The organism is Ruegeria sp. YTSA072, from assembly GCF_059610285.1.
The window spans coordinates 1-22725 of record NZ_JBXWNI010000014.1; the positions used below are offsets into that span (position 1 = coordinate 1).

At 52.0% G+C, this 22725-nt stretch carries 26 protein-coding genes; 4 read left to right on the forward strand and 22 right to left on the reverse strand.

Going from position 1 to position 22725, the window contains the following annotated elements; genetic code table 11:
* A partial coding sequence (locus AC2FIB_RS18695; RefSeq protein ID WP_496842596.1) for a CopD family protein occupies positions 1-236 on the forward strand: 236 nt, incomplete at its 5' end.
* Between the two features lie 230 nt (positions 237-466).
* On the opposite strand, the gene AC2FIB_RS18700 is transcribed toward AC2FIB_RS18695, so the two are convergent.
* From AC2FIB_RS18700 to AC2FIB_RS18735, 8 genes are all read right to left on the reverse strand, one after another.
* Positions 467-1411: an aminotransferase class IV gene (locus AC2FIB_RS18700; RefSeq protein WP_496705820.1), complete on the reverse strand. Its 945-nt coding sequence runs from the start codon at positions 1409-1411 to the stop codon at positions 467-469.
* A 243-nt stretch (positions 1412-1654) separates the two neighbouring features.
* Positions 1655-2251 carry a hypothetical protein gene (locus tag AC2FIB_RS18705; protein ID WP_496737107.1) on the reverse strand — a complete coding sequence of 199 codons (597 nt, stop codon included), beginning with the start codon at positions 2249-2251 and terminating at the stop codon, positions 1655-1657.
* A gap of 4 nt (positions 2252-2255) precedes the next feature.
* Positions 2256-2444 (reverse strand): hypothetical protein, encoded by a 189-nt coding sequence (locus AC2FIB_RS18710; protein ID WP_496705816.1) that lies wholly within the window; start codon positions 2442-2444, stop codon positions 2256-2258.
* 2 nt (positions 2445-2446) lie between these two features.
* Positions 2447-2932, reverse strand: a complete 486-nt coding sequence (locus AC2FIB_RS18715; protein WP_496705814.1) for a hypothetical protein — start codon at positions 2930-2932, stop codon at positions 2447-2449.
* Positions 2925-3089, reverse strand: a complete 165-nt coding sequence (locus AC2FIB_RS18720; RefSeq protein ID WP_496705812.1) for a hypothetical protein — start codon at positions 3087-3089, stop codon at positions 2925-2927. Before AC2FIB_RS18720 ends, AC2FIB_RS18715 begins: the two co-directional genes overlap by 8 nt.
* A complete protein-coding gene (locus AC2FIB_RS18725) occupies positions 3082-4140 on the reverse strand; it encodes a hypothetical protein (protein WP_496705810.1) in 1059 nt (352 codons plus the stop codon). The genes AC2FIB_RS18720 and AC2FIB_RS18725 overlap by 8 nt, the downstream gene beginning before the upstream one ends.
* A gap of 3 nt (positions 4141-4143) precedes the next feature.
* Positions 4144-4323 (reverse strand): hypothetical protein, encoded by a 180-nt coding sequence (locus AC2FIB_RS18730; RefSeq protein WP_170334774.1) that lies wholly within the window; start codon positions 4321-4323, stop codon positions 4144-4146.
* On the reverse strand, positions 4323-4829 hold the full coding sequence (locus AC2FIB_RS18735; protein ID WP_170334775.1) for a hypothetical protein: 507 nt from the start codon (positions 4827-4829) through the stop codon (positions 4323-4325). The genes AC2FIB_RS18730 and AC2FIB_RS18735 overlap by 1 nt, the downstream gene beginning before the upstream one ends.
* Before the next feature lie 578 nt (positions 4830-5407).
* Here AC2FIB_RS18735 and AC2FIB_RS18740 point away from each other — a divergent pair.
* The gene (locus AC2FIB_RS18740) at positions 5408-6382 is read left to right on the forward strand and encodes an adenylate/guanylate cyclase domain-containing protein (protein WP_170334776.1); all 975 of its coding nucleotides are present in this window, start codon (positions 5408-5410) and stop codon (positions 6380-6382) included.
* Between the two features lie 85 nt (positions 6383-6467).
* Here the strand turns inward: AC2FIB_RS18740 and AC2FIB_RS18745 are convergent, their stop codons facing one another.
* The 7 genes from AC2FIB_RS18745 to AC2FIB_RS18775 all read right to left on the reverse strand — a co-directional run bounded on the left by AC2FIB_RS18745 (position 6468) and on the right by AC2FIB_RS18775 (position 15331).
* Entirely contained in the window at positions 6468-7916 is a 1449-nt protein-coding gene (locus AC2FIB_RS18745) for a DUF2779 domain-containing protein (protein ID WP_496842598.1), read from the reverse strand.
* A gap of 132 nt (positions 7917-8048) precedes the next feature.
* Positions 8049-8825: a 2-keto-4-pentenoate hydratase gene (locus tag AC2FIB_RS18750; protein ID WP_170334779.1), complete on the reverse strand. Its 777-nt coding sequence runs from the start codon at positions 8823-8825 to the stop codon at positions 8049-8051.
* Between the two features lie 209 nt (positions 8826-9034).
* Entirely contained in the window at positions 9035-9655 is a 621-nt protein-coding gene (locus AC2FIB_RS18755; RefSeq protein WP_496737100.1) for a cysteine hydrolase family protein, read from the reverse strand.
* Between the two features lie 276 nt (positions 9656-9931).
* Positions 9932-10789 carry a DUF302 domain-containing protein gene (locus AC2FIB_RS18760; RefSeq protein ID WP_170334783.1) on the reverse strand — a complete coding sequence of 286 codons (858 nt, stop codon included), beginning with the start codon at positions 10787-10789 and terminating at the stop codon, positions 9932-9934.
* A gap of 16 nt (positions 10790-10805) precedes the next feature.
* Entirely contained in the window at positions 10806-11180 is a 375-nt protein-coding gene (locus tag AC2FIB_RS18765; protein ID WP_480691591.1) for a DUF4345 domain-containing protein, read from the reverse strand.
* A 1454-nt stretch (positions 11181-12634) separates the two neighbouring features.
* The gene (locus AC2FIB_RS18770) at positions 12635-14053 is read right to left on the reverse strand and encodes a ShlB/FhaC/HecB family hemolysin secretion/activation protein (protein ID WP_171106043.1); all 1419 of its coding nucleotides are present in this window, start codon (positions 14051-14053) and stop codon (positions 12635-12637) included.
* 345 nt (positions 14054-14398) lie between these two features.
* On the reverse strand, positions 14399-15331 hold the full coding sequence (locus AC2FIB_RS18775; protein WP_170334789.1) for an SdiA-regulated domain-containing protein: 933 nt from the start codon (positions 15329-15331) through the stop codon (positions 14399-14401).
* A 181-nt stretch (positions 15332-15512) separates the two neighbouring features.
* Between AC2FIB_RS18775 and AC2FIB_RS18780 the strand changes: the two genes are divergently transcribed.
* The gene (locus AC2FIB_RS18780; protein WP_170520100.1) at positions 15513-16271 is read left to right on the forward strand and encodes a DUF4956 domain-containing protein; all 759 of its coding nucleotides are present in this window, start codon (positions 15513-15515) and stop codon (positions 16269-16271) included.
* Here AC2FIB_RS18780 and AC2FIB_RS18785 read toward each other — a convergent pair whose 3' ends face one another.
* From AC2FIB_RS18785 to AC2FIB_RS18815, 7 genes are all read right to left on the reverse strand, one after another.
* Positions 16272-17213 (reverse strand): metallophosphoesterase family protein, encoded by a 942-nt coding sequence (locus tag AC2FIB_RS18785; protein ID WP_480793710.1) that lies wholly within the window; start codon positions 17211-17213, stop codon positions 16272-16274.
* Positions 17203-18636 (reverse strand): hypothetical protein, encoded by a 1434-nt coding sequence (locus tag AC2FIB_RS18790; RefSeq protein WP_480691599.1) that lies wholly within the window; start codon positions 18634-18636, stop codon positions 17203-17205. Before AC2FIB_RS18790 ends, AC2FIB_RS18785 begins: the two co-directional genes overlap by 11 nt.
* Before the next feature lie 784 nt (positions 18637-19420).
* Positions 19421-19594, reverse strand: coding sequence for a hypothetical protein (locus AC2FIB_RS18795; RefSeq protein WP_480691601.1), 174 nt, complete (start codon positions 19592-19594; stop codon positions 19421-19423).
* Positions 19595-19636: 42 nt separating this feature from the next.
* Positions 19637-19942: a hypothetical protein gene (locus tag AC2FIB_RS18800; protein WP_170334802.1), complete on the reverse strand. Its 306-nt coding sequence runs from the start codon at positions 19940-19942 to the stop codon at positions 19637-19639.
* Positions 19943-19994: 52 nt separating this feature from the next.
* Positions 19995-20609 (reverse strand): hypothetical protein, encoded by a 615-nt coding sequence (locus tag AC2FIB_RS18805; RefSeq protein WP_170575347.1) that lies wholly within the window; start codon positions 20607-20609, stop codon positions 19995-19997.
* A 55-nt stretch (positions 20610-20664) separates the two neighbouring features.
* Positions 20665-21084 (reverse strand): hypothetical protein, encoded by a 420-nt coding sequence (locus tag AC2FIB_RS18810; protein ID WP_170334806.1) that lies wholly within the window; start codon positions 21082-21084, stop codon positions 20665-20667.
* Positions 21085-21327: 243 nt separating this feature from the next.
* On the reverse strand, positions 21328-21627 hold the full coding sequence (locus AC2FIB_RS18815) for a hypothetical protein (protein ID WP_480433223.1): 300 nt from the start codon (positions 21625-21627) through the stop codon (positions 21328-21330).
* Positions 21628-22187: 560 nt separating this feature from the next.
* Here AC2FIB_RS18815 and AC2FIB_RS18820 point away from each other — a divergent pair.
* Positions 22188-22703 carry a DUF805 domain-containing protein gene (locus tag AC2FIB_RS18820; protein ID WP_496737093.1) on the forward strand — a complete coding sequence of 172 codons (516 nt, stop codon included), beginning with the start codon at positions 22188-22190 and terminating at the stop codon, positions 22701-22703.
* Positions 22704-22725: the final 22 nt, after the last annotated feature.

Below are 22725 nucleotides of genomic sequence, written 5' to 3' on the forward strand. Positions count from 1 at the left end.
CCTTGTTTGGGACGGCCTATGGATTAGTACTTTTGGTCAAGGTCGTGATCGTTTCCGCCCTTCTTGGCCTCGCGGCGTTGAACAAGCTGAGATTTGCTCCGGCTCTCAGGGCTGAGAAGCGTGGCGCGGAAATTGCTCTCCGGCGGTCGATTTCAATAGAGATGTTGGCCGTTGTCCTGATCCTGTTTGCAACTGCAACCTTAACCAGTGTGACGACACCTCCCATCAATCTCTGACGGCGTCAGGCTCAAAGCCGGAACTGAAAAACTGTGTTACGAATGTCCGCATAGGGCTGACCGCGGTGCTTTGGAGCAAAATGCGGATGACTGCAAAGTCCGCAGAGCGGTCATCAGTGAAAATTCTGCGAACGTCTGCACTGAGCCCATTTTGTCCGATGCCGCGCGGCGCGTAGGTGTCCAGTGTTGGCTACATTTCACCAGTGATACAATCAGATGCCAACTAACAGCTATTCATCATCTGGGTACTTTATAACAAACCTGTTGTTCTTTTCGTTGTGCATTTCCCAATAACGCTTGGTGATCTGACTTGTGATATGGCCGGGAGATCCAGCACCGATATTTTGTCCATTCACTTTGGTCACTGGCATGATCCCTCCGGCGGTTGAAGAAATAAACACCTCGTCTGCACCCAGGAGATGGTCTTGGGGTATGTCGACGGCTGAGCAGTCAAATTCCAGGTCCGTGCAAATGTCGAAGACCGTCTGACGAGTGACTCCGAGAAGCACACCGAACCTTGGTGTTAGAACTCTTCCGTTGATGACGGCAAAAATATTGAACCCGGGCCCTTCAGACACGTTACCATTTGTATCAACAAGTATCGCCGTATCAGCACCGCGGTCGTAAGCCTCATAGAGGCCTTTCACCAGATCCAACCAATGATAGTTCTTCACTGTGGGGTCCACTGAATTTGGAGGAATGCGCACCAAGGATGATATTGCTGCATTGAGTCCATGCTTCATCTGCTCTGGATTGGCCACCGATCCAAACGGGATTGCGAACGCGATGAACTGATTGATGGCATCACGTGGATCCCGGCTGAATGTCGGAGACATGCCGCGAGTACAAATAAACTCGACGTACGAGTTCTTTAGTCCGGACAGTGCGACGCAATTGTGCAGTATCTCGGTAACCTGGTCTCGGTCATACTCAATCGACATATGCAGCTTTTCCAAACCTGCAAAAAACCGATCAAGGTGGCTTTCGAGTCGAAAGAAAGCTCCGCTCCAAACATGGACGACATCGTACGTCGCGTCGGAATGAAGTAGACCATAGTCCAGAACCGAAATCTTAGCTTCCGAAATCGGCAAATACTGCCCGTCCATGAAAGCCACGCCAGGAGGATATGTTTTAGGGTCAGAGTAATGCTCGGAGAGATTGGGTAAAACAGTCATGAATAGAAGCTACCGGAGTGCGGACTGAAATCGCAATGTCCGTTTTGGGCTGGTTGCGATCAACGATGCTCATCGTAGAGACTGGTGGTACATGGTTCCGCAGAGCAGTAATTGGGAAATGCTTATCCGGGGCGCTTTGCTTCCTAGCAGGAGAGGCGCTTAGAAGAAGCGCGCACTACTACAACGACAGTCGCCATAGACTTCTGATGTCAAATATTGGGCAATGGAGGCAGGTAAGCTGTACTAGCGGTCTGGGTCTGTATCGAGTTTGCCCCAGAGATCGTCAATCAGATCTGAGAAGCCATCGTTCGAGGCCTCCTTGGGCAGTAGACCAGCTCTTCGCCGGCGTTCGACCTCGGCCATTAGTTCTTCCTCTGTGACTGTCTCAAACACATCACATCGTAGAGCTTCAATCTCGTCCGCTGTCCACGACTCAAATTTGTCAGCGTAGAAGCCCAGGGAATACGGCTCGTCTTCAGAAATCTGTTTAACCACCGCATTCCAATCATCACTCTGGTTCGGTTCCTTTTCGACCCTCTCATCTAGTTCGCGGATAGACTTGCGGATCATCGGCAGCAGCTCTGCCTGAACGCTTTCTTCACCTACACCAGTCCCTGCAAGCCAAAGGTTCGCAATCTTGCGGACGAGCGCCCAAACCGTCAAATTTCGAGGGTGACCTTTAATCCGGCCGCCAAGGCCTTTTTCTTTAATGCCCAGCTGTTTAGCGGCCCGTTCGTTCATTCGGACATTGTAATCGGACACGTCCGCGAGTTCTGAATCGTTCTCAGCAATGGCTCGAGCGACCTCGTTTTCGCCGACATAGACAACCACCTTCAACATCCCGCTACCCCTTCCTTCGCCGGTTCATCACTCGGTCCAGGTGGCTGTAGTCCAGATCTCGCATGATCCTTTGCACTTGCTCTGGATCGACTTCGCGATCTTTTCCAGCGGTGTAGACGATGTGTCTGACATAGATCGCCAACGCGACAATGATCACGGCGGATAAGATCAAGCTGAAATGCTCGGCCCCCATCACTAAGTCTTCTTCCTTGGGTCTTCGATCCCGAGGTCGTCGAACACGTTGCCGCTACCATCAGTGATCTCGACATCATCGTCGTCAGTCACTAGATCCCAGCTGTTCTCCTTGACCCACTCATCCCGCCATTTGGGCGCATCGGGCGGACGCTGTGCAAAATCGGCGATTTGCTCGAAAATCATCTTGCGCAATGCTAGCCAGACTTCCGGACCCTCTTTGCGACGAGCTTGAAGCTCTGCGATCAAGTCATCCAGAGGAACATCCTGCAACGAGCGCCCGAAGATTTCTTTTACTGAATAAACTTCGCCTCTTTTGTTCTCAGCGATCCACTCGTCTGTCCACTCCGGAACCTCGTCGGGCTTTGGCACGACTTCCACCACGTGCTCTTGCACAACCTCCAGCAACGCTGGCCAAAACTCTTCATCCGCTTTCAAGCGCGCACGAATCTCGGTAATCAGGTCATCGCTAGTAAGTTTGTCACTCATCTGTCTTATCCTTCGGCACAGTAACCTTTCGTGCCCGGATCTCATCTGCGCTGATCGGCTTGGTTAGTTTCGCTCGACCGGCCGCGATTTCAGCTTCCAATAGCTTCAGCAAACGCATCGTCTCTTCGTCCACCTCAACGTCGTCGTCATCACCCATCAGACTTCTCCCGAGTACAGTAACAGTGAGAACAGAGCGCTTGAGACCTGTCGGTTGTCCGAACGACGTCACCAACGTGGCCACACTCTTCACACGTCACACCGGATCGAAATTCCATCCAGTCAGCGTACTCCTGAATGAGATCGTGGTATCGACTGAAACCGATGGAAATCTTGCCATCCTGGCCTTTCTTAATATCCGAGATCTGAATAGTTCCAGGGTCCAGTGCCCTGAAATCCTGACTGAAGGAAAGCTTGTGGAGTGCTTGCGAAATCACGACGAGCCAGCCCTTTCCGACAGCAGGAACAAGAGATGCGCAATCCCGAGAAACGAGGTCTGGATAGTTTTCCACAATGTCCAGCCTCAGGCTGTCGGGCCAGGATTCTTCGGCGCCCTCAAATCGCCGCCGCAGAGCATCATTGTAGCACCAGCTGCAAAGCGTCGTCACAAACCCAAGGATGCTCTGGCGTTGGGCAGAGTTAGAACAACCTTCACAGGTTTGCTCAATTTGATCGACACGCCATTGAATCTCTTCACTCGCAGCCTGGTTGCATCCCGGGCCCTCATAGACGCGCAAGCCTCCCCATTTCTGTTTGATCTGAACGATGGAGGGGTGTTCATCACCAAACAGGTCGGTCTGCTCGTCGATCAACCTCTTCACTTTCTCAAGTGCAAGCGTAAGCTGCTTCGCCCACCCGGCACGATGCTCACCAAGCTGCTTGAAGACGCTTCCATGAATATCGTTCCAGTCGACAACACTGCTCATCACTGACCTCCGGGCGCGCGCCTCTTTGAGATCGTGTGAAACCTCCGCCATAGCAGTCATCATACGGTCGACCACTTCGCGTTCATCACACTCGACATGCAGACCCTCGGTCGACCATGTGACGTCAGAGACGTGCGGAGCTGGGTAGTTGTGCGCCATCACCAAACGCATTTCTTCGGCGTACCAGGCGTCAAATGAGCGGAGATCATCTGGCGCTCCATGGTCCTCGATCACACCTCGGACCTTTTCCCGGAATTCCTTCCAGCTCTTTTCGATATCATCCATCAGTCACATTCTCCAGAACTTGGTCTTGTTGAGATGGAAGCCCCCTCTCGAGACTTGGCAAAGGGCAATCGGCGGGACATGACCTGTGGCCAGCGAGCCCGTATTCATGAGCTTCCGGGCGTAGTCCTCATCATCGTTGCCTTCCATAATTCTATTGAAGATCACCTGTTGTTCGGCGGTCATCACCAGTCCTTCTTCACGCACGCGGGGCACCGATTACGGTCATCCGTTCGGTCAATCTGGCCGTAATATCCGCAGACACCGCAGGTCATTCGATCTCGAATGGGCTTCTGTCGAACGCCAAAAAGCCTCTTCCTTTCAGGGTGGCGCTTGCTTGCGACTTCATGCGCGCACCAACAACACAGTGTAGTGTACCAGCCGTCCAACAGCTGGGTCTCGGCAGCGTTTGAGCATCGCTCACAGGTACGATTTGCTCGTGCAATCGTCGCAGCAATCATCGACTGGATGCATCGATCATCACACCTGTGGTAGATGCGGAGCTCTCCCAGCTTTTCCTTGATCTGGAGGATGAAGGGGTAGGTGGCATCCTTTAGATCGCAGTGTTCTTTGATCTCTGTGAAGAGCGTCGTGACCAAGCCGGACCACCCTTCGGGTGTGCGGCCGAGGTTCTTCTCGACCGACTGCTTGATGTCGTTGAAATCAATTGTGTTCGTGACGTCGTTCGCCATGTCTGACGCCTCCTGAGGATGGTAGGAGGCGTCGGAATCGAACCGGCTCGTGCACTCTAATCTGGAGCAATTACAAGGATATAAGCCTCGCCCGCATACCAATGCTGCCTCCCACGGATTTCGCGTGGGTTATCGACCTCAGGCCGATATTCGATGGCAGTGGATGCGTGTGAACGTCATGTCCGCAAGCTGAACCAGTTCGTATAACCATGTCAAGACGGAGCGTGCGGCACTTAGAAATTCACCGCGTAGTTCTGGGAACCTTCTAGCATAGCGTGTGCCCGATACACTGATGCATCTTATTTTGCGGGTCAGTACAGCGTCGAGTAGCTCTCTGACGGCGAAACAATTCGATACCCTGTGATCCGGACTCGAACTCAGAAACTCCGTCGATAGTTCGCTCTGAACCGGCGCGCGCCTTTTGATCTGCGTCTGATGGGCTCTGTTCTGGAGAAATACAAAAGTCTTGATCTGACCAAACCTCAGCGGCAGCATTGACCTGCATATTTCGAAAAATGGAGATACCGATTGCAAGACCTTGCAAGTTTCAATCCATTTAGCGTCTCGAGTAATTTGTGATGATACGTTCCTCACCTGAATTGCTGGCGGTTTCGAGGCGTTGGTATGAAATACTCAGAACCAAGAAGAATACTGACGAGTTGCAGGATTTTCTGTCGCAAGCAGATGAACTAAGGTTCGTTGGCACAGGCGAAGGTGAGTTTTGGAGCGGGCAAGCAGTTCGCGATGGGGTTAGCGGATTTTTTGCGGAGATCCCGGCACCCGTGGTTTTCGAAGAAGTTGAAGCTGAGGCCTTCGAAAACGGAGAAACGGGATGGTCATCCTTCGTCCATAAGATTCAGTTTGTCGGCTTTGATGAAGCCGTCTTTTATCGCACCGTCCTGATTTTTGTCCTTGAGGGAGCGGCCTGGAAGATCATCAATCGCCACGCTTCAGTGCCCACTCCAAATATTGAACTCGTGGGTAAAGAGCAGCTGGCCATCCAAAAACTGGTTGATGCTGCGCGTGAAGATGGACCCGAGCTGGTCCAAACCGAAGGTTTGGCTTCGGTACTTTTCACTGATGTGGAGGGCAGCACAACGTTGGCGGAGGCGTTGGGCGATCAGCGTTGGTCGGTGCTGATCGAAAACCACTTCCAAGTCTTGGCGGCGATCATTGAAAAGTATCATGGCCAGTTCGTGAAATCCCTTGGAGACGGAACGTTGTCCGTCTTTCCGTCCGCGAAAGAAGCACTAACGGCCGCTATCAAGATTCAGGGGGCCATTGCATCGGCTTCCGAGGAGCCATCTTTCGGTGTCCGGATTGGGATTCATACTGGTGATGTCGTGCAATCTCGTGGAGATTTTTTCGGTACGGTGGTCAATAAAGCGTCACGCATAACGACCGTTGGTGCGGCGGGCGAGATACTCGTTTCAGATGCGACTCGCGCCATGGTCGGAGGACGAACCGATTTCTCATTTTCTGAAATAGAACCAAGACTCCTGAAAGGTCTACGCGGCCACCACGTTTTGTATCGGCTGGATTGGCAAGATTAAGTGTTGGGGGCGCCGTAACTCCGGTAAATCGCCTAGTCTACTTGGGGAGCAGCACCGCAAGTTGTTTTGAGGTTCGCGGCACACCTCACATCGCCAGCAATTCGCGATGAATGGCGACCATTGCCCAAGTGTCGCGCGTACAATACGCAACGAGATCAGAATAGACCTTCTCGCGCGCTGGATCATCCGGTTCGGTCAGTGTAACGTCCTTCCAAAGGCGAGACGCGCTCGCCCCCTCTTTGATGTCCAGATCATCGTATGAAAGTTCTGGCAAAAACGCTGGAAGAACGGCCTTGATAGAGGCGCTTCCCTTGAACGCGGGATCGTTGATCACTTCATCCGCAAACGGCTTCATCAAATCTACAACACGAGCATTTAGGCCTTCCAGAAACTCAGCGTGCTCTGGATAAGTTTCCGCCATTTCCGTATTGCGCGATTTTTCGAACGGCGCATACCAAACCACTATTGAGCCGACGTCTCCCATGTCCTCACGAAGTCTGTTAAGTAAGGCTGGCATCGGATTACTGGCGTTTCGGTGGAGATACTCCCTGTGCTCTATTTCTCCGCCAGGCTGATGCTGGATATGCAAGGAATACTGGAAAGCGACTTGCTGATAGGGGCGCGTTCCGTTCCAAGGTGACAGCAAACTTTGAGACGTCTCGTAGTCAAAGTAATAAACCGGATAGACAATCTCGCTCAGAAACCTGCTCAACTCCTGATGATCGATAGTGCGTGCACCGTTCGCCAGAGCTCTCAAGTAGCGTTGCGTCGACTTGCCCAACACAGATGGATCACTGATCTCGTCAATCTTTGTGATCCCGTCTGCGATGAGTTCCGAGGCTTTTTCCGCATTCATGAACGGAAGGCGGTGGATACTGTCATGCGCGAGAGGTGGGTCGAGTTTTTCGCGGATCTCCAGCCATTCACCATAGGATTTAAGGCGCGCACTTTCAGGGGACGGATCAGGCATCGTACCGCTGGCAACGACGCTCAATGCCTGATCGATACGCGTGCGTGTTTTTTCGAGCTGCTCAGTCACCGCATCCGTGATGTCAGTGATGCTGACAAGCTCTTGCGGATTGATTTCGCCGTTTCTGACGTAATCACGGTTCACATGTGCCACTTCGCAGCGCGCAATGGGGAACCCCGCTGCCTCAAGCACGACACGCTGGAATGCGAGATCAAAAGTGTGTTCGGGCTTTGCAGATGTCCCGCTCTTGATCTCTGTCAGAACGTACCCATCGCCACTGCGGCTCACGATGTCGGAGATGCAAGTTATGGTTCCATCTTCAAAGCGTCCCTGCGCCACTGCGTTTGCACCGTTTCTCCAAGCCTCCAAAGTACGCGCGGGCAGAGCCTGGTATTCTGAAAAATCTGAAAAACCGAGGCGAACGAGATCACCAAATAGCTCCTCAGCATATGGCTCAAACGCGTGCCCCTCGTCAAAACGCGCTTGCAATGAAGGGTCAATCGGCGGCAGCAGATGCCTGGCGTGTTTCTTGATCCATAGCCAGGCGGGGTGCCTGAGAAACATCATGTAATCTGATTTGGATAGCATCGTATAATTTGCATTCCAGAATTGATGAAATCAGTGGAAGACTATCGCGCCCAGCTATTGAGAGTAACTTTTCTTTGGTGAAGTAGGCGTCACAACTCTATTACAGCCTCATGTAAATCGCACCGACAGCTCGGTGTCCATGACACCACCAAAGCCCGCTGACCATTGTTCGCCCGGAAACACTGGCCATGCGTCTGTCAAAGTACCAGTTGTGACTAGCTCGCCTCCTTGAAGCTGGTCGGCGTCTGAGAGCAGAGAAATAAGATGAGCCAGGACTTCAATTGGGCCACCGAGCGCGTTTTCACCCTTGCCGGACTCGATGGCCTCGGTGCCCTTGAACAATGCTAGAGGCACTTCGGCCAAGCCGGTCAAGACATCATGCGTCGCCTCGATTTTGTCGCCAAGAACAAGGCAGCCGTGCAATCCTTGTGCTGCGATTGAGTCTTCGACCGAGAATTTCCAGTTGGGATAAATCGATTGAACAATTTCAAATCCCGGGGCAACCCAATCCACGCAACCTGCCAACTGCTCATTGTTCATTTCAGCCGTCGGCGCATCGCCGAGGCCAAGTACGATTTCTGGCTCGATTCTCGGTTCTGAATACCTTGCCAAGTTTACCGGCTGATCAGTCGAAAACAGCCCATCTGAGTGAACCTCTCCCCAAATGGGTTGATCTACGCCATAAACAGGCCAAATCGCGCGGTTCGTGAAGCCGACCTTCCGGCCAACTCTCTTTTTGCCCTGAAGCTCTCGGACGCGACTTGCAATCGAATAAGCATCATCCAGCGTTAGCTGTTCGGTCTCTGAAGACAGTTTAGATATCTGCTGGGCAGAGGTCAGGGCATCAGCGATTTTCTGAGCGTTAGCTTCAATATCTCTTGTCATATTCGCATTATACGGACCAAGGGCTGGATTACGATGCAATCCAGATTTTGAAGGTCTATAATCGAAAACTCAAAGGTTAGCACTGAAAGTGTTGATACCTTCTGCATCAAATGGGCTAGTCCAAGGCGTTCTGGCGACAAAAAAACTCCACCCGTTGCTGCACCCTAAAAATTATGCTCCCCAACTGGTACTAACAGTTCAATTGCAACTTAGAGCGACGAGATGGCATTGATCACTGCTTCTCGGTTCTGAACAGCGCCGGTTTGTAGATACTCCATAGCTTTGAGAGCAGCTTCATGGGCTTGGAAAGATGACCCGCCAACGCAATCTTCTACAACGCGGCAGAAGTAGTCTGATTGGTGGCCATCGACGAATGTGTAGTGTACACAAACATCTGTCAGCCCGCCGCACAACAAAAGTGTGTCCACCTTTAAACCGCGCAGCAGGATTTCGAAATCGGTTCCAAAAAACGCAGAATACCGTCGCTTCAGGACGATGTAATCACCTTTGCGATATCCCATCTCATCTTTTGCAACTTCCGTTCTTGGATCACCTTCGAGACAGTGTATGTCTTCGTCACCATCCAGCTCACGGCCGAAGTCTATCCTATCGGGACGATGGATTTCCTGAACGAAGATGACGGGCACATTGTTGTCATGCGCGGCGTCAACCAAATCGCGCGCAGCGATCATGCGCTCTTTGTAACCCGGCATGTTGTCAATGGAGCGCACTTCGCTGTCATCAATAAACGTGCTCTTTTGAATGTCGATTAAGATCAGGGCAGGTCTACCCTCGATCAGTTTCTTGGCTGGTTTGGTTTTGGTTGTCACGTTCGACCTCTAATCTGCCAGGTCGTCCTGAAGATACGCCGGTAATTAGCCGGGTCGTCCCAGCGGGCAGATCAATTTTGACTAAATGTGCAACTGAGTATGGTCAAGGCCGTGCTGCGTTGTTTTGGAATGAAAACTGTATACTCGCGCCCAGGGCAACATTGCCCGCAAATTGCCGTTAGGGGTTAAGTGTAGCGATGGTCTGTACCCAGCCCAGAATGGGCAGCTAAATACGGAATATAGCAATTCAGAAAAATTGTGACTTCCGACCAGCGGCTACTCAATTGCAGTGCGAAATGTTGAGGTAAGCCGTTTGTTCAAACCGTAATGAGGTTCGGCTGAAGAACCGTAGTGCAATTCCGCCAATGCAGCGATGTCATTGAAAATCACTACGGAGCCGCCTTCTTCATTCGCGTAAACTAGTAGTTTTTGGCAAAAGGCATCCAAACCAATTGCCGGAAAGCCCGCCATAGCTACGCCACCGGGTGCTGGTCCGCCGAACAGTAAAAGTACCGCCTCCGGCAGGTCCACCCCCAGTTGGGACGCTTCGGTCGCAAAATCGATTTCCCCAAACCAGACAGTATCGTCCTGCCCCATCACGGCTGTCCTGAGACGTTCGACTGCCTCTGGTACGCTGAGCTGAGATCGCAGTTCGATGACCCCATAGTCGGCAAACAATCCGCTGATTGGCGCTGGTGCTGCATCCAAGCCGTTCAGAACTTCGAGCAGCTTGCTTTCAAATGTATTTAACGCTTGGGTGTCATTCAGACCATGCCGCACTTTGAGAAACTGAGAGTCTGTATAGGCGATCTGCGGGCGATCATCCTGATCGAAGGAAAGAGCGCGAAAAGGAAGGTCCAAACCTGCTCGTATGTTCTCTTCCAGAATGGGCGTGTTTACCTCTGGATCAGAGAAAATGAGTACACGTGATGCTGGCATTACTACGCCTTCAGCTTTGGCCAAGCGCGCGTGATCTATCGATGCGATTGGAGTAGCTCCCGCTTCGACAACGGCAGTCTCAAGCTCTAAAAAGTTTTTGTCCACCGCAGTCTGGACAGATGACGATTGAGCCAGACCGGATGTCGAAACCGACGCAGTTGTAATGATCGAGAGAACAAAGAAAAACCTCAGCACTTTAACACTTCCTGTTTCATTGTACTTTTCTCAGGGAAACCGCCGCCAGAGCTGCAAAAGCTATCTCGGCCGCAAGGTAAAATAGAAGCAACCCGTTTGGAACTCCATCGATAAGAATGCTTAGCATGCGTCCAACAGCCAGTCCCGACATAAACAAAAACAGAACCCAAAGCGCAGGGCGTTGTAATTCTGGTTTCGAAGCAGCCGCCAACCAAAACAACGCGTTTGCCAGGTAAAGACCCATAATCGCTCGGAACACGTGGGTTTGGTTCGTTCCTTCCACTGGAAATCCCAGTAAAACTGGGATCGAACTACCCGGCATCAGGCCATATGATAACGCAATTGGCACGAGGCCGACAGCAGCAAGCAGAAGGACTAATCTGGCACTCATGGAGGACTCCTTCTCGTAGAGGTTTCGCTTTGTTGCGAAATTCCTAGTCGGTTTTTTGGGCACCCGATGATCCGAGCCGGATGCCCAAACAGCACTCAGAAAAGCATATTGTATGCCTCATTAACCTTCTGAGAGATGACACCTTCGGTTGATGTCTATTCGTCAACTTAACCTTGGTTGGATACCAGCTTCCCACTCGGAAGAATTCCTCTAAGGCTTCAAGATGTGCCTGGCGCTACTGCTGCTTTCGTTTGACCGAAATAATGCAGCCAGAGTGTTTTGGATGCCGAGCAGGTACATCCCGTGCCATTGCGTCCACGTTTCCGAGGTGCCGCAACGCTCCGTTGTTCAGCAACACGCCTCGTCCAGCATCATACCGGCGCTGTCCAAATCCGCTGGCTACGCATTCCCAGTCTTCCTTGGCTGCCGCGTCGCGGAATCTCGGTAGGTCGTGCGGGTCATGTCGTCCAGGTGTTGCTGCGACGTGATCGTGTTTCTTCGCATTGCTTTGGTGGGTTAAATGGTGGGTCACTTGTGTTGTGCCAGGTTGCTGGACAGTACCGGTTGTCGGCCTCGGCTTAGGGCGCATGATTGTCACGACGCCTTGTGGTTTCGGATGTCCTGGGACTGCCACGTGAGTTGCCGTAGGTTTTGGTGTCAACTGTGGAACCTGACCAGGAACCGCCGTGGGAACCTGATTGGGGGTTGCGGTTGGGACAAGCGGTGGTGTCGCCGTAGTACCGCTGGGTTGCGGAACACGGCCGGGCACTGCGACCGGAATCTGGTTTGGTGTTGCAGTCGGGACGAGCGGTGGCACAGCAGTTTGTCCAGTGGGCTGAGGTGGGACCTGACCAGGAACTGCGACTGGTATTTGGTTTGGTGTTGCGGTGGGCACAAGTGGCGGCACCGCTGTTGGGCCGGTGGGTTGAGGCGGAACCTGGCCAGGGGTAGCGACCGGAACTTGATTGGGAGTTGCAGTCGGAACTTGCGGGGGCACCGCGGTGGGACCAGTAGCCAATGGCGGAACCTGATTTGGAACAGCTGTCGGAACCCGGTTTGGTGTCGCGTTTGGTGCCAGAGGCGGAGTTAGGGTCGGCGCTACTACCGGCGTGGGAACCTGACCAGGAACCGCTATTGGTGTCGCAATAGGAACCTGACCGGGAATTGCGTTCGGGACCGCGCCCGGCGCAAGGACTGGAACAGTAACGGACGTGGGCGTTTGCTGCGTTCCCTTAGGCGGCAACTGATTTGCCACCGGCTGAGTTGGGCCAGTAACTTGATTACCTGCCCCTTGCCCACCAGCCTGCCCGCATCCTTGGCTCGACTGGTGTGGGTTCCCTACGCCTCGGCACCACCCGTAGTGATTTCCGCGGGCAAAGACCTGAGTAGCGGCCAGTTCTGCAATTAGACAAGTTGCGGTAAGTACAGCAATTCGGTTCAGTTTCATAACATCCTCACCAACTTGTTGTCAGAGCAAGATACGCGCCAGGATCGCCAGAGTCGGTCAAAGGGCCGTCTCTCAAAGGGACACCGACATATCCGGACAGGAATAGATTTTGCTTAAACTCAATGTCCAACCCGAGACCTGTCGATGCCAGTGTAGCATTGTCAACTTCAAAACTCGCAGGGTCATTGTTCGAGATGTAACCCACGTCGAAAAAGGCAAAGGGTGTTAAGCGATGGATGCTCTGGGAACTGGGGAAGTAGGAATGAGACACTTCGAAAATCGCGGAAATCCCGGAATCACCATCCACTTCGTCAAAACGATATCCGCGCAAAGCGTAGCGATCACCAAGGAAGTACTCTTCGACAGAGGGCAGCCGGTCTGTTGTGTACTGCCCCCAGATCTCGGTGCGCCAAGCTGTGTTGGGCGACAAGCCCGTTAGTGGGCTTTCGTATCCGATGCCGCCTCGTAGATGCCAGAACGAAGAGTCCCCGTCGTCAAAATTCGCGTCTGTCGTTTCATTGTCATTATCGCCAAAAGATAAGGTTAGCCCCGCTTCCAGAGCTTGTCCCTTTGGATAGTTTTGCCCGTAAAGATAAGTAAGGCCAACGACACTCGCGTCACTGGATAATGGAACGCCGCCACTGACTGAGTCCGCTTTTGAAAGGCGATAATCCAGCAGAAAGTATCCATATCGGGCTACATCTCGGATTACGGGGTAACCCATCGCGACGGTGAAGTTTTCGCCGTCAATATCTGTTCTAGCAAAATTTCCTGAGAGGTCACGTTTTGCGTTTATGTTCCCGTAGAAGATCTCACCGTACAGACCATTACTGTTCAGCGGGGTGCGATAGGTAAGAGCGCCCCATAAAGAGTGTTCATCGTCTTTGTCCCAATTGTAATTGCCTGAACCCTCAAATCGCAGCAGATCCCCAACGGTCAGTGTCGAATAAAACTCTTGTACGACATAGAAACTGAGCGCTTCCCCAAGCTCACGCGGAGGGTTGTCTAGTGTCGCACTACCGGCTTGTTTGCGCAGAGGTTCTCCCAATACTCTCAGCCGAGCACCAGCCTGATCCGGGTAATCAAGTTCGGTCGACACGTCCAAATCGGGTATGTCCTCGGCTAGCATAACCGCCCGCTCAAATCGTTTGAGAGTTATTGGATATGCGGTGGTGAGGGGCTGAAAAATCTTCTCTAGTGTTTGGAACGTGCGAGTATCTACGCCTTCAATTTCGATGGTTTGAATGCGCCCTTCATCAACAATTATGCTCTGCCCATCGGGACCGGGCCAGGCCTCAGCCAAAAAGTAACCGTCTTCTCGGTAGATCTGAGTAATCGTTGATGCGACCTCCACCGCTGTGATGCGCCCAGACCGATTGAAGGCCAATTGACCGGCAAAAGTTAACAGCTCATCCGCATCATACACCGTTACGCCGCTGACCGAGTGCTGGGACGCGATGTCCCAGGTTTGGGCAATGCTACTTCTTGGAACTGATGCAGTGGCCACAAGAGTGCAAATGATCGCAAAAACAACTGAGCTGAATACGCGCATTTTTGACAACCTTAAAGTGACTGAGCATGTTGAAGTCCAATGTTATTATGTGGTTCGCATGTGTGAACCTGACGCTACTCGAATATATTGATGGGTGATGTTTTTAAGAAACACAGTGAACAGAACGCAGATTTACTTAATATGCCGCACATACGACGGCGCTCAATTACACAACCCGGCTTTTCAACAAGTTAGAGTAGAGAACTAGTAGAACAGTCCTCACAATTCCGGTTGCTCAAAAACATAAAGCCGCGATTTCTTGGCATCGTCTGTCAGGATATAGAGAAGCCCTCTGGTTTCATCGAGGGCGATCCCTTCGGGATGTTTAACTTCTTTTTGTTTTCCATCTTCTGTGAACGTCAAACTGATAGACTTTACGGACTTGGACTCTGGATTGTAGACGAAGATCTGACGGCTTTTGTCACTCACAATCCAAAGAGAACGCGAGGACCGGGACCATGTCAGGCCACTCAAATCCAGTTCATCATCATCTACACGCTCGGAGATAAAACCTGCATCGCGGGCTAAAGGAATGATCTCAATAATTTCGTCTAGCTCTGGCGATAACACCATTAACAACCTTGGTTGTCCCTCAATGCCAACGAAGACCCGCCCGGATTCCGGGTCAACGGCGATGCCTTCGGGTCCCTTGTTCAATGGGTTGCCGACGAGTGATGCAGCGGCGGTCGGGTAACCTTTAAGAGATGCGAGAGGTATTGTCGTCAGTTGAATGGGGTCAGTTGGGTGAACGACTAGGATTGATCGGTCAGTTTCTTGAAGCACCAAAACAGACCCATCTTTTCGAGGTGCAACACCCTCCAAATCTGATCCTGCCAATGCTGGTAACTTGAAAGAGTTTCCTAATACCCCGTCGACTCCGAGTAGGTGCAGTTTAGGTTCGGCATCACTTACAGACCACAAGAAGCCTTCAGCGTTAGACATTGCCAAACCGGAAGGCTCTGAAAATCCCTCTGATTTGTCTGCCACCTTGAATTTATCGACCAGAACCAAACCAGCACTTTCAGCGTAGGCAAAATCGGTCCAAGGCAAGAAGGCTGCCGCAACCAAGCTGGCCGTAAAAGCGAGTCGTCTAAGTTTGCAGAAACACCGTGAAATTTCAGCTTTTGACGAAAACACTCTGTTTTCTGTCATTGGATTCTCTCGCGCTTGGACCACATCCCTGTATCAGCGTTCGTATCACAGTCCGGATACGATGTCCGAAGAATGCACTGTAATCTCTTTACCTGATCCCGCCTGTTGCGATTGAATTGAATAGGGCACGATGTGCTTTTGTTAAGCTTAAGCCTTTGGCTTGAGCAGGAAGGAAGACAAGTTGAATACGACCCTCACACTTGTGACCGTGTTGTTGATGCTGCTGTTGCCAGGTGCTGCGGTGTCACAAGTCGACCCTGCGACGATGCTGGCCGGGGCTTCGGGGTCAGAAATCGTTATCGAACGCCGGTGGACGCAGTTTCGTGGCAAACAGGAACTGTATTTCTTTACTCTCGATGTGATCGTCACGATCATTCTGGCTGGCTTGATCGTCTATCATCCGGTGAGACGTAAAGCCCGTAGAAGCGTCCGCGACATAGTTATGCCAAGGCTTTTCTTCCTGTATGCGCTTATCGGCATGGCGGTTGGTTTTCTGGTGGTTCAGCACGGGTCAATGATCGGTTTTGTCATATTTGGAATCGGAGCGTTGCTCAGGTTCCGCTCCAATCTCGATGATCCGGTGGACACTGTCGAAATGATAATCGTGACTGTTCTTGGTCTTGCGGTCGGTTTGGGCTTGCCGCTGATGGCCACACTGGTGGCGGTTGTATGTTGGTGTTTCATTTGGCTCGGTGGACGAAACAAGGGTGTGGAAATTTCGCTCAAAGCTTCAGACGAAGAACACTCATTGAACGTCAGCGGTGCCATTGAAGCTATGGCCGCAGACGCTGGCTGGAAGCTGGTCAGAAAACACCACGTCCCCGGAAAGTCTCGCGTCTCATTGCTTTTCATCACCTCGGGAGGGCTTTCAGAAGCCCGGATAGAAGAGATGATAAACGATCTGGTCCCTGATAAAGTTGAGCTGAAACTCAACCTCTAGTCATTTCACAAGGTCTAAGCGTTTCAACACCGCATTCGGGGATCTGATCTCTTTCGGGAGCGACTTGAAGTTTACCGACCTTTCGAAGTCAGGGCCTCGATATACTGCTATCCCAAACTCTCCGTTCGGCTGGAACGTAACATGAGTGAAGCTGTGAGGTGATCTGGCGCTATCGCCAATAAGCCGCCGCGGACCACCTCCCAAACAAGCTTGAGAGACATAAGCCACACCGTCTTTCCAACCGGGGTAGAAGGCATGATGGTGGCCTGACAGATGCAAAACAACACCGCTTTCCAGATAGATTTTTTCAAGTGTAGGGTCACCGATGATTTCGCGTTCGCGCTGGATCGCGAACGGCCAAAGTGGGAGGTGACTGAAAGTGACAATCGGGTCCCCGTCTGCACCCAATTCCTGTAGCCGGTCCTGCTGGTCACCGGATAGCGGACCAAGGGTCGTTGCATCCAGAGACGCAAACACAATGCCCTGCATCTCAAACGCGTAGAAGAACGGGTAGTCATCTGAAACTAGGAAATCAACGTCTGGTTTTCTCGGAGCCCATTCCTCTGCGTATATTTTTCTTTCACGCTCGAACCCACGGTAAGCAGAGGCATCATGGTTTCCTGGCGTGACCGCAAATGGAATGCCGGCAGCCTCTAAAGGATCTGATACGGCCTCGTGAAACGCCTTCCACATCTCCCTGACCTGTTTGTCGGACAAGTTGGGAATGCGCTGTCCCGCGACCATATCTCCGGTCGAAATAACCAGATCTGGATCAATCTCGACTATCCGCTTAATCGCCTTGTCGACGCGCGCATCGTATTTTACCGAGCCATAGCTTCCGTTCAGATCCGATATTACGATGACATCCAAAGCCACGGCTTTGCAGGCGAGCAGCGCGGTCCAAATGAATGCCGCAAAGAGCGTAGAAAGCTTACGGGTCACTACAGTTCACCGCCTTTACTTCTGTGTCGCCTCTCAAAAAGAGTGCGACAGGATCCAAGTCGAACATCAAATCACCATTAGAACAATTGTCCTGGAGGATGGATGTTGCCAGCGCGGTGTTTTTTACAACTTGTGCAATCTGCCTATCTGACAACCCAAGGCTCTGCGACAACCATTCATAAACCGGGCCTTGCGATTGAAGGTCATTATTCAATGCAACCAAGCGCCGATACGTACTTGGAGAGAAGTGCCGCATTTTCTCTAGCATTTGAGTAGATTTTGCGAAATTGGCATACTCTACCCGCCCACCAGCATCGTTGTCGTTTAGATTGCTGCGACGGATCAATAATGCGTCGGCGGGAACATCTCCATCGTTTGGCTCATGGTGCTTGGCCTTCCTATGCTTCAGGCCTCCGTCTTCGACCCAATACCAATAAGGTGTGAAGTCTATGTTTCCTACGCGGTCCTGCTGGCTAAAGATGAAGTCGAGTAGAACAATCTCGGTGAGTTCTTGCATCCAAAATGCCATCTGTTGGTCACTGACATCGGGGCCGAGATCCTTGTTGATCATCCGGTCTTTTCGTCCTTCTCTGACGCCCTCTGCGATTGCCTCTGACAATGGTTTTGAAGAACGCAAAGCCAAGAAAGCGGGCGTTTCCTGAAAATCGCGGTTCTGACCTTTCCCCCAACCGGATTTACGGGTGCCGTTGATTTCCGAGCCGTATCGATGGCCAGGGCTATCAAGCAGCACACCGTATATTTGCGTGCGATCCGATGTGAATAGATCATCTGTCGGTTGGTATGAGTTCGGGTCGGTATCCGCAGCTGCGAAGACCCGCCAGCCTTCGTGGTTCATGCGCCCGCCATGAGAACCACCGGAAATCGCAAGGCCAGGCTCGGCGACCTCGGAGAAATGCGCCTGGGCGTCCATGCTACGCCAAACGGCTACTGGAACTTTGACAGTCGCGTCGAAATATCTGGAGAAATGATAGTAAAGCAGTGAAGACGTGGAAAACGTGCCACTGGTGCCTTTTTGGTTCATGGTGGACTTGAATTTAGCCACCCTGTCCTTGGCCAGATCTTTTGCCGCCTTTCCCTCCTTGCAAGCGTTTCTCTCGAATTCAGAACGGTTCCCCACGTAAGGTCCTTCCGAAATATCGTAGACGGCCATTCCTGGGCTGGTGCTCCAGGTTTTCGGGCAAATAGCAATTTCGGAGGCATAGAAATCGATCTCGCAATAGGCAGTTTCTTCTTCAAGATCGCTGTTCCTGTACTCGCCCGTTGGAACTTTTTCGATCCGAATACAGCGTTCCGTAACACCATTGGGACTATCAAATGTCGTGGCTTCACCTAGAACATCGTCGTTCGCCCACAAGACAGTGGGTGCAATGAGAGCAAGTGACCCCAGAAGATTGAACTTCATTTGGATAGTCCTCCCGGTATCATTTAGGGCAAATCGCTGCCTGTTGTTCGGTGGAGATTTTCAACTTGGGGTCGACACTAAAGTTGGAGAATTTTGAGTCGATCCACTGGTCGCACCCGCCTGAACATGGGGCCCCGTTTCGGGCATCATTCCAATATTCCTTGGCCCTTTCTTCTGTCCAACCGCAAAACTGAACGAGCGCCATCGCCGACAATGCACCTGAGGAATGAACCCCCCACATACAGTGCACCAGAACAGGGCCCTTTCCAGGGTTTTCAATCACCTCGTGTATGGACGCCATGACAGCACCGGGTCGGGAGGATCTGGCGCTTTGATAGTCAAAGGATCCGTTTCCACAACTGGTGCGACCGTATTCAGTGTTTTTGCCAAAGTCGGCATAAAACCCGGTTGAAAACCCTTCACCGCACAGAGTTTCGCGTTGACCCTCACTTAGGCCCGTTCGATCCTTGTCGCCGCCCTTGAAACCGGATCGATACAGGACACCGCTTAAGACCGGGCGAAAAAAAGCGACACCATCAACACCGCCGTTGCTACCCTTTGAAAGCAATTGACTGTCGCTTGGGCCACCGTTTCGACTGGTCACGTCAGAATTGGCAGCGGTTGCGAGAACACCAATGAATATGAGGGACATCAAAAACCGCATGCCAGCTCCTTCCTATTCTTGAGCACTTGATGGTTACACTCTTCCGACCTGATAATCTCTCGGAAGGGCTAGTTCACGATAACCATTTCAAGTGGGCGATTAGCTTTCCGCTGTGAAACTTTAGATGGGCCACACCAGATTGATGATAACAACGACTACGAAGTAGGCTAGAACAACTTTCCAGTTCCATTGTTGCTTGTTTTCTTCATTGATCACCCCCGCCGATTTCAATGCCATGTTTGTGATAACTAGAGCGGCGATGATGACCGCCGCATGTGCCAGGTCGAAATGCAAGTGTGAGCTCCTTCTTTCAGATTTGGGATTGATGGAATTTTGTCAGCAGTCACTTGATGGCAGCATTGCTACATCTGAGTACCTTCCCTCGGATGTCGTGATCCGAGCACATGCACCAGTATCCTTGTTAAACCAGTACGAGGTCAGACCTTCGCTTCGGATGAGTTCAAACCCGAGACTTTGAATGCCCATTTCAGCTTGGCCCGCTCTTGCCCCTTCAAATGAAGAAAGATCGCTAGAGCTGCCCACAGTAGGTGCACTTGCATCCACCGAACCGCTGCTCTCATCGCATGCTGCAAGCGCAGAAATGCACATCGTGCCTATCACCAATAGTACTTTGGATTTCATCTGTTTTTCCTAGCATTTTGGGGGTTACGTTTCGGGGTTTCTAGTCGATCACCTATTCAATTCCGAAAATTACGTTGTAGCTGACGGAAGAGTTGCTGCGATTGATAACCTCCACAACATGATCACCAGATTGCCAAAGCTGTCCTCGATACTCCTTGTCCGCCGACATCAATCCCAACAGTTCAGAACCATCGGGGTTACGAATAACGTAGTCCAAGGAGCCATTTCGCGGAGCAACGCGGACGTAGAGGAACTGTTCGTTTTTGGCACCCAGAACATATTGCTGAGAGGCGCCGGGCGCGAGTTCACCAACGAGTTCTGCGCCGGTGGAGCCAGCATCGAATTTGACACGTTGGCTACCGGTAGAACCGGCGGCGCCTGCCATTGCTCCACCGCCATCATCCATCGCTTCGACAACCGACATCTCGCCGATGCTTCCATCCTTGTACGCGATGCAGCGCCAAAGTGTTCCACCTGCGTCTCGCAGCATGACGAGCGTACCAGCTTCCGAGAACTGAGAGCTTTCAATTGTACCTGATTGACCGTCTGGTCCACCAACCTGCCGCAAATGGTCGATACACGCGTCGTCGGCTTCTGACATTGCAAAAGCAGCTGTGCCCGCGATTGCGAACATGGGTGCGAGGAGCTTGAGTAAAACGAGTTTCATCAGATGGTTCCCTGTTGGCTTGTCCTTACTGTTTTGTTCCGTGCAAAGCGGAACCTCACTTCGCGTCTCTTAACTTTGACAGAAATTCATCGCATGCCTGTGCGCTGCCGACGATCTCGCCCGTCGTTTCCATTCCTTGCAGTGACGCCATTTCGGAATTTACGCGGTTGAGGATCTGATCCGCTTGCTCGGCGGTGATCAGGTTCTCGGCTTGTGCTCCTTTCAATGTGGTGCAGACACCGGCGGACAAGCCTGTCGCAACGCCGACACCCACCGCGGCCCCGCCACCCAAGGTCATAGCCCCAACCACGCCGAGGACGAGCCCGATCACAATTCCCAAGATCACTTTTCCCATGCTTTCCTCCCTTTTGGTGAGACAGAAGTCCGCCTTCATTTCTGGTGTAAACTGCGAGCCCACCTGCAAATGAAAACCAGCGCCAAAATGTTGAGCACCGGTGCAATCGCCGCGAACCATGGCTTGGCGGACTCCGAAACTAAGTCCGCTACAAGTATCCAAGGTAGTCCCAACGGCAGTAGGAACGCTCCGGACAAAGGGTCTCGCTCCTGTCCCAACCAGCCAAATGTGCCCGTCAAGAATGCAACCAACGCCAACAGGTACAGGACCGAGAATACGATGATGGTGGTTCTACAAACCAAGTCGAGCCTCAGAAGACCAAGCCTGTGCTGCGCAGCCGATTTCAGCTACGCAGCAGACAGGTCACAATGCGCCTTCGTCGCCCAGGAACTCGATTCCAGCCGTTGCGCCATCACTGTAAGCAATGCAATTCCAAGGAGCACGATCCTCGCCTACGCCGACTGTGACCTGTGTTCCCGCCTCGCTAAACGCGGATGAGAGCACCACGACTTGCGAATTGTTCGTCGTGTTGGCTACATCTCGCAAACACGCCTGCTGAGCCGGCGTGAGTTCGGCGGACGCACTTGATGTACTCGTATCGTCGCAGGCCGCAAGCAGTGCGAAACATGTCGCGCCCGCAATCATCACAATCTTGTTGGTCATCTTCTTCTCCCTCTGGTTCCCTTGAAATTAGTGAAATTGGATGCGCTTGTTTGAAGCTCTCGCGTCTGTGCAGCCAATTGAACATACCTTGATCCTGTGACTACCTTTCCCAAAACTTGCCGCGGTGGGCTTGGTCGGCGGGACGATATTTCGTTGACTATCGGGGCCGACGTTAACGTGTGAAGGCCGAATGAAGTCACTAGCAAATGCTAGAGCAAACTCTGGAAAGAGGGCGAGTACGTTAAGTCTGAGCATCGCGTCCTCCCAGCGCTCAATCATTGTAAAGTGCCTTCCGACCGCCAGCACTCACTCCAGCAGTCGGAAGGGCTCGGCACAGCGAGCAGCAACGACAACAACGGAGGTAAAATAAAGTTGTGTCGAATTCGCATGTTTGAATCTAATTTTTAAAAAATCAATATTTTTTCCGCGCGTAAATTTCTCTACGCTCTCGTACGATAGGCCTCTGCGTTCAAACAAAAAAGTAAGTGGGAGCTGCGAGTGTGTTCCCCTGAGCGGCGAAGCGATTTGAGGCCGCACAGAAACAATGAAGGGATTGAAAGATGGGATTTGGTGAAGCCGTTAAGACGTGTTTCTCGAAATACTTCCAGTTCTCCGATCGGGCTATACGCTCAGAATACTGGTGGTTCTTCTTGTTTGTGGTTCTCGTGAGTGCTGGTTTAGCTGTGCTGGATACGATCATATTCGGGACCAACCCAGAAACTGGGCAAGGATCTCGGGTCCTGTCCTCTGTTTTCCAGCTGGCTGTTCTCATACCTATGCTGGCCGCCGGTTGGCGAAGGCTGCATGATACAGGACGACCTGGCTGGTATTTGCTGCTGCCGATGGCGCTCAGCATTACAACGCTATTTGTTATGCTGGGTGGGGTGGCGTTCTTTTCGGTATTGGAGCAAGGGACCGAAAACCCCGATGCATTAAGGGGACCCGCGGCCGTCCTGGGTGTGACCGGTATCGTTGTTGTCTCAATCCTTCAATTGGTTCTGTCCATTCTGATGATCTGGTGGCTGACACGACCTTCCCAAGAAGGCGCAAACGAATACGGCGAACCTGTTTCCTGATCTGGCTGTCCGGGCAATTGGC